Raw genomic sequence first — 5,850 nt, forward strand, 5'->3', positions numbered from 1 at the left:
CGTTTTGATCAATTAAGCTCAAATACATTATCTGGTGAATCTGAAGCGTGGAATATGTCTAAAGACGGAAATCAAATTATTGGAGGTATTCAATATGTACCAGTTAAAGGATTAAGCTTTTCTTTAAATTATCAAGGGTTTAGTTTTGACAATACCTCTCTAGATACCAAATCTTTAGTGTTTTTAAATGCTGAATTTAAATTATAATTAATTAATTTTAAATAATTAATTTTCAGTTAACATAAACTTAACAACTGAATTAGTTCTTTGCAAAATAAATAAACACAATAAAAATGAAAAAATTAGTATTTATAATCTCTTTAGCAATTGTAGCAATTTCTTGTGGAGAAAAAAAAGAAAAAAAAGAAACTTCTGAAACAACTTTTTTAGAAGGAACTATTAAAGTCGATGGGTCAAGTACAGTATTTCCAGTTACAGAAGCAGTCGCTGAAGAATTTAGAGCGGTGCAACCAAAAGTAAAAGTAACAATTGGTGTATCTGGTACTGGTGGCGGTTTTAAAAAATTCTCAAGAGGAGAAACAAACATTTCAAATGCATCGCGTCCAATAAAAGATAAAGAAATAGCTGCTTGCGAAGAGAATAACATCAGTTATTTAGAATTAGAAGTGGCTTATGATGGTTTGGCTGTTTTAGTAAACCCAGAGAACGATTGGGTAGATAGCTTTACGGTTGAAGAATTAAAGAAAATTTGGGAACCAGCTGCGCAAGGTGTAATTATGAAATGGAATCAGATTAGACCAGAATGGCCAAACGAGGAAATTCATTTATTTGGTCCTGGAGTAGCCTCTGGAACGTACGATTATTTTACAGAAGCAATTGTAGGTAAAAGCGGATCTAGTAGAGGTGATTTTACAGCAAGTGAAGATGATCATGTTTTAGTTCAAGGAATTGTAGGAGATAAATATGCATTAGGTTTCTTTGGTTTAGCTTACTATGCTGAAAATAAAGATAAACTAACATTAATTGGAGTTAATAACGGAGAAGAGGTTGTAAAACCAACTCTAGAAACTGTTAGTAATGGAACTTACAGACCTTTATCTAGACCCTTATTTATTTACGTAAATAGCACTTCCATTAAATCTCCAGAGGTTGTAGAGTTTGTTAATTTCTATATAGATAATGCAACGGAATTATCTGAAGATGTGGGCTACATTCCTTTACCTTCTGAATTGTATACAAAACAAAAAGAAAATTTCAAAGCTTTTGTTGAAAGCAACAAATAGTAAAATAATTATTTTTTTAGTAAATCAGATGTCCTTCGGGATGTCTGATTCTTACTTGTTTAAAAATTAATTGATGCAAAAAATAAAAGAACTTTTAATTGAAAAATCACTTTTATCCAGTGCTTTAATTACAATTGCTGTAACATTCGGAATTATTTCTGTATTAGCTGTGGAAGCTTTTCAATTTTTTAGTGAAGTTTCAATACTAGATTTTTTTACAGATACACAATGGACACCATTATTTACAGATAAGCATTATGGTATTTTACCTTTGTTGTCTGGTACACTATTAACATCATTTATAGCAATATCTGTTGCACTTCCAGTGGGACTTTCAATTAGTATTTATTTAAGTGAGTACGCACCTACAAACTTCAGAAAAACAGTAAAACCGCTATTAGAATTATTAGCAGCTGTGCCAACTGTTGTTTACGGATTTTTTGCATTAATTGTAGTAACTCCTTTTTTACAGCAATTTATACCTGGTTTATCCGGATTTAATTCACTTTCTGCAGGAATTGTTATGGGTATTATGATCATTCCATTTGTTTCATCAATAAGTGAAGATGCTTTGTATGCCGTACCTAAAGATTTAAGAGAAGCTTCTTATGGAATGGGAGCAACAAAATTGCAAACTGCTTTTAAGGTAGTCGTTCCTGCAGCTTCTTCTGGTATTATTGTTTCTATAATTTTAGCCATTTCAAGAGCTATTGGAGAAACTATGATTGTTGCTATAGCCGCTGGTCAACAACCGCGTTTAACTTTAGACCCAACAGTTCCTGTAGAAACTATTACAGCATATATTGTACAGGTAAGTTTAGGTGATGTTCAGCATGGTTCTATTGAATACAAAACCATTTTTGCTGCTGGAATTACATTGTTTGTATTTACTTTTTTACTGAATTCACTAAGTTATAGAATTAGAAAAAAATACCAAGAAAAATATGAATAGTATTCAAAAAAATAGATTCAAAGATCAGTTGTTCAAATTTTGGGGGATTGCTTGTACACTTTTTGGATTAGTTTTATTAACTATATTTATTGGTGATATACTTATAGATGGAATTCTTAGAATCGATTGGGCTTTTATAACCGATTTACCTTCTAGGAAAGCCGAAAAATCTGGTATTTACACAGCTTTAATGGGTAGTATCTGGATTCTAGTTTTAACTACAATAATTGCATTTCCCATTGGAGTTGCAGCTGGTGTTTATCTGGAAGAATACGGTAAAAAAAATAAACTTTCGGCATTACTAGAAATCAATATTTCTAATTTAGCAGGTGTGCCATCAATTATTTATGGTTTATTAGGTTTAGAAGTGTTTGTTAGAATAATGGGTTTGGGAGCAAGTGTGTTAGCTGGGGCATTAACCTTGTCTTTATTAATACTTCCAATAATAATTGTTGCAACAAGAGAAGCCGTAAAAGCAGTTCCAAAATCTATTAGAGATGCTTCTTATGCTTTGGGAGCTTCAAAATGGCAAACAATATGGAATCAAGTAATTCCAGCATCTGGAGGAGGAATATTAACTGGTGTTATTTTAGCACTATCTAGAGCAGTTGGTGAAACGGCTCCCTTAATTGTTGTTGGTGCTTTGGCATATGTACCATTTGCTCCATCAAATCCAATGGAAGAATTTTCAGTATTACCAATTCAAATATTCAACTGGATCTCCAGACCACAACATGGATTTATTGAAAATGCTGCAGCCGCAATTATTATTTTATTATTAATTACCTTCATAATGAATGGTATTGCTGTTTATTTTAGAAATAAATGGCAAAAGAAATGGAAATAACAATGACAAAAGTAAAAGATAAAAAGAGTATCGATACAAATAAAGCTATAGCAATTGCGTCAGAGGAAGTTGCTAAAATTGAAATTAAAGACGTAAAAGTTTGGTACGATGATTTTATGGCAATCAAAGGTATTGATATGAGTATTAAACCAAATACTGTAACAGCCTTTATTGGCCCTTCTGGTTGCGGAAAATCTACATTTCTTCGTTTGTTTAATAGAATGAACGATTATGTGGATGGTTTTAAAATGGAAGGAAAAATTAAACTAAATGGTAAAAACATTTATAAAAATAAAGTGAATGTTGAAGAATTGAGAAAACAAGTTGGTATGGTATTTCAAAAACCAAACCCTTTTCCAAAATCAATTTTTGAAAATGTTGCTTACGGACTAAAAATACAAGGAATAAAAGATAAAAAGTTTATTAATGAACGTGTTGAAAAAGCGTTGAAACAAGCTGATCTTTGGGAAGAAGTAAAAGACAATCTGAAAAAATCTGCGTTGGCACTTTCTGGTGGTCAACAACAACGTTTATGCATTGCTAGAACTTTAGCCGTAGAACCCTCTATTATTTTAATGGACGAACCAACTTCTGCTTTAGATCCAATTTCAACAGCAAAAATTGAAGATTTAATTTTTGAACTAAAAGATAAATACACTATTATTATAGTAACGCATAACATGCAACAAGCTGGTCGAATTAGTGATTATACAGCTTTTTTCTATATAGGTGAGTTGATAGAATTCGACAAAACAAAAACAATTTTTACAAACCCTGAAAAACAACAAACCGAAAACTACATTACTGGTAGATTTGGTTAAAAATTTAGTATTATGGTATCAAATGCAGAACACCAAAGAGAGTTATTAAACGAATCTGGACTTAAAATGCTTTCATTATGCATTTCTCAAATAGAAAAAGCAACTGAAGCGTTTATTACACATGATAGCGATTTAGCCGAAGAGGTTATTAACACAGAAACTCGTGTAAACGCATTGGATTTAAAAATTGAAAACGACTGTGAAAAGTTTTTGGCTCTTTACAACCCTGTTGCTATAGATTTACGTTTTATTATGGCAGTTTTAAAAATTAATTTCGATTTAGAACGAATTGCAGACCACGCCTATGGAATTTCCAGATATATAGTTGATCAAGATAAAAAAATAGCACCGCATTTACTAAAATCGTTAGAATTTGAAAAAATGTACAATACTATTATGTCTATGTTCGAAAATATAACAGTAGCTTACCAAGAAAAGGATGTTAAATCTGCTCGAAAAGTATTTAAAAAAGATAAGATTTTAGACAAAATAAATTCTAATTCCTTTGCTATTATAGAAAAAGAGATTAAAAAAGATCCTTCAATGATTAATCAAACATTATTAATATTTGGTGTAATTAAAAAGTTTGAACGCGTTGGAGATTTAATTAAAAATGTAGCTGAAGAAATTATTTTTTATATTGATGCAGAGGTTGTAAAACATAAAAACAAAAAGTAAGTTTAAATCTATGGCACTAATAAAAAAAGTCTATAAGAGTATTATTTAATTTGTTGAAAAATTCACTTTTCTTAATACTCTTATGGCTTCTTTGTATTTAATATAACTGGTTTTATCTTCTAAATTTTTTAAAAAGATCTTAGATTCCTTTAATCTCGAATACGCTTTTGGAATTTCGTTTAAAGCGCAAATCATGTAATTGGTTGGTAATTCTGCCAAATCATTTTGTTGTTGAGCGCTTAAAGGAAGTTTCTTTTTTAAATTACTTAAAATAGTATTGCAATTATTAAATATATGATGTAATTCTTTCTTGTTAAAACGCGGTGGTTTAAATAGTAATTCCGATACAATATCGTGTTTCCCATTTTCTTTAAAATTAATGACTGTTTTTTCTAGTGGAAAAAAATCAAATTCATCTTTAATTCTTAAAAAAACATATTCAGTAATAATAAAAGAATGTTTATTATATTCTATTTTAACTTCATCTAAAACCGAATAAAATAAACGAACTTGTTCATTTATCAATTCAATATCAACTCTTGAGTAAAAAACTTTGTCGCCAACAACCTTTTTTTCTCCAGCCCAACAGAGCACAAACTGTTCATTAAAAACTTTATAGGTTGGATTATAAGCATTTTTATGCCGCTCAAAAAAATCGAAAACGCCGTCTAATGTCAATTCAATATTATTACTTGCATTTTTTTCAATAGACTCAACAACTTCTTTATTGGTGCTTTTTAACTCAAACTTTCCCAGAGTAGACATAGAATTACTACCTCTTCTATAAAAAATGCGTCCTCTTACATATTTCCATATCTGTTTTTTTAAATAGGTTACTTTATTAATTGGGTGAATAGTGACCAAACCAATAACTTTATAGCGCGGCAGACTTGGAAAAGGAATATTTTCGTATTCAATTTTTGGAGGATTTTCGAAATAGGAATTTATTAAGTTTTGAATTTTACTATCATCAAAAAAGTCGACACCTTCTATTTTATTTAATTGATCTTCAACTCCAATTACAATATAAGAATTGTTCTCTGGGTTAGAATTAGACAATGCACAAACGTGTTTTAAAAACTTGGCTTTTCCTTCTTTAGAATCTAACGAAATTTTTTGCTTTTTATCATAAAAGCTATTTTCATCATTATGAGCCAATAAATTTTTTATTAATAACCGTTTGTTAATCATTTCATTATTATTCTTTATTTAAAATTGTAGCGCTTGCTTGTGCTGTTGGATACACAATTAAATCTTCAATATTTACATGTGCTGGTCTTGTTACTACAAAATAAATAATTTCTGCAA

7 protein-coding genes and 1 pseudogene are annotated in these 5,850 nt (G+C 30.1%); 6 read left to right on the forward strand and 2 right to left on the reverse strand.

Translation table 11 applies throughout. From position 1 onward, the window contains the following. From AB1Z17_RS02290 to phoU, 6 genes are all read left to right on the forward strand, one after another. The coding region (locus tag AB1Z17_RS02290) for a hypothetical protein (RefSeq protein ID WP_368050173.1) at positions 1-207 on the forward strand (207 nt) is incomplete at its 5' end. Between the two features lie 86 nt (positions 208-293). Beyond that, entirely contained in the window at positions 294-1,244 is a 951-nt protein-coding gene (locus AB1Z17_RS02295) for a PstS family phosphate ABC transporter substrate-binding protein (RefSeq protein WP_368050174.1), read from the forward strand. Between the two features lie 73 nt (positions 1,245-1,317). Further along, on the forward strand, positions 1,318-2,196 hold the full coding sequence (gene pstC / locus AB1Z17_RS02300; RefSeq protein ID WP_368050175.1) for a phosphate ABC transporter permease subunit PstC: 879 nt from the start codon (positions 1,318-1,320) through the stop codon (positions 2,194-2,196). Beyond that, positions 2,189-3,043: a phosphate ABC transporter permease PstA gene (gene pstA, locus AB1Z17_RS02305; RefSeq protein WP_368050176.1), complete on the forward strand. Its 855-nt coding sequence runs from the start codon at positions 2,189-2,191 to the stop codon at positions 3,041-3,043. Before pstC ends, pstA begins: the two co-directional genes overlap by 8 nt. After that, complete coding sequence (gene pstB, locus AB1Z17_RS02310; protein WP_368050177.1) at positions 3,022-3,864, forward strand: phosphate ABC transporter ATP-binding protein PstB; 843 nt, start codon at positions 3,022-3,024, stop codon at positions 3,862-3,864. The genes pstA and pstB overlap by 22 nt, the downstream gene beginning before the upstream one ends. A 12-nt stretch (positions 3,865-3,876) precedes the next feature. Further along, a complete protein-coding gene (gene phoU, locus AB1Z17_RS02315; protein WP_368050178.1) occupies positions 3,877-4,542 on the forward strand; it encodes a phosphate signaling complex protein PhoU in 666 nt (221 codons plus the stop codon). Between the two features lie 45 nt (positions 4,543-4,587). Here phoU and AB1Z17_RS02320 read toward each other — a convergent pair whose 3' ends face one another. Continuing rightward, a complete protein-coding gene (locus tag AB1Z17_RS02320; RefSeq protein WP_368050179.1) occupies positions 4,588-5,733 on the reverse strand; it encodes an ATP-binding protein in 1,146 nt (381 codons plus the stop codon). Positions 5,734-5,740: 7 nt separating this feature from the next. Then, positions 5,741-5,850, reverse strand: a pseudogene (locus AB1Z17_RS02325) (NAD(P)-dependent oxidoreductase); the annotation flags it as partial.

The organism is Lutibacter sp., assembly GCF_040883305.1.
GTDB lineage: Bacteria > Bacteroidota > Bacteroidia > Flavobacteriales > Flavobacteriaceae > Lutibacter.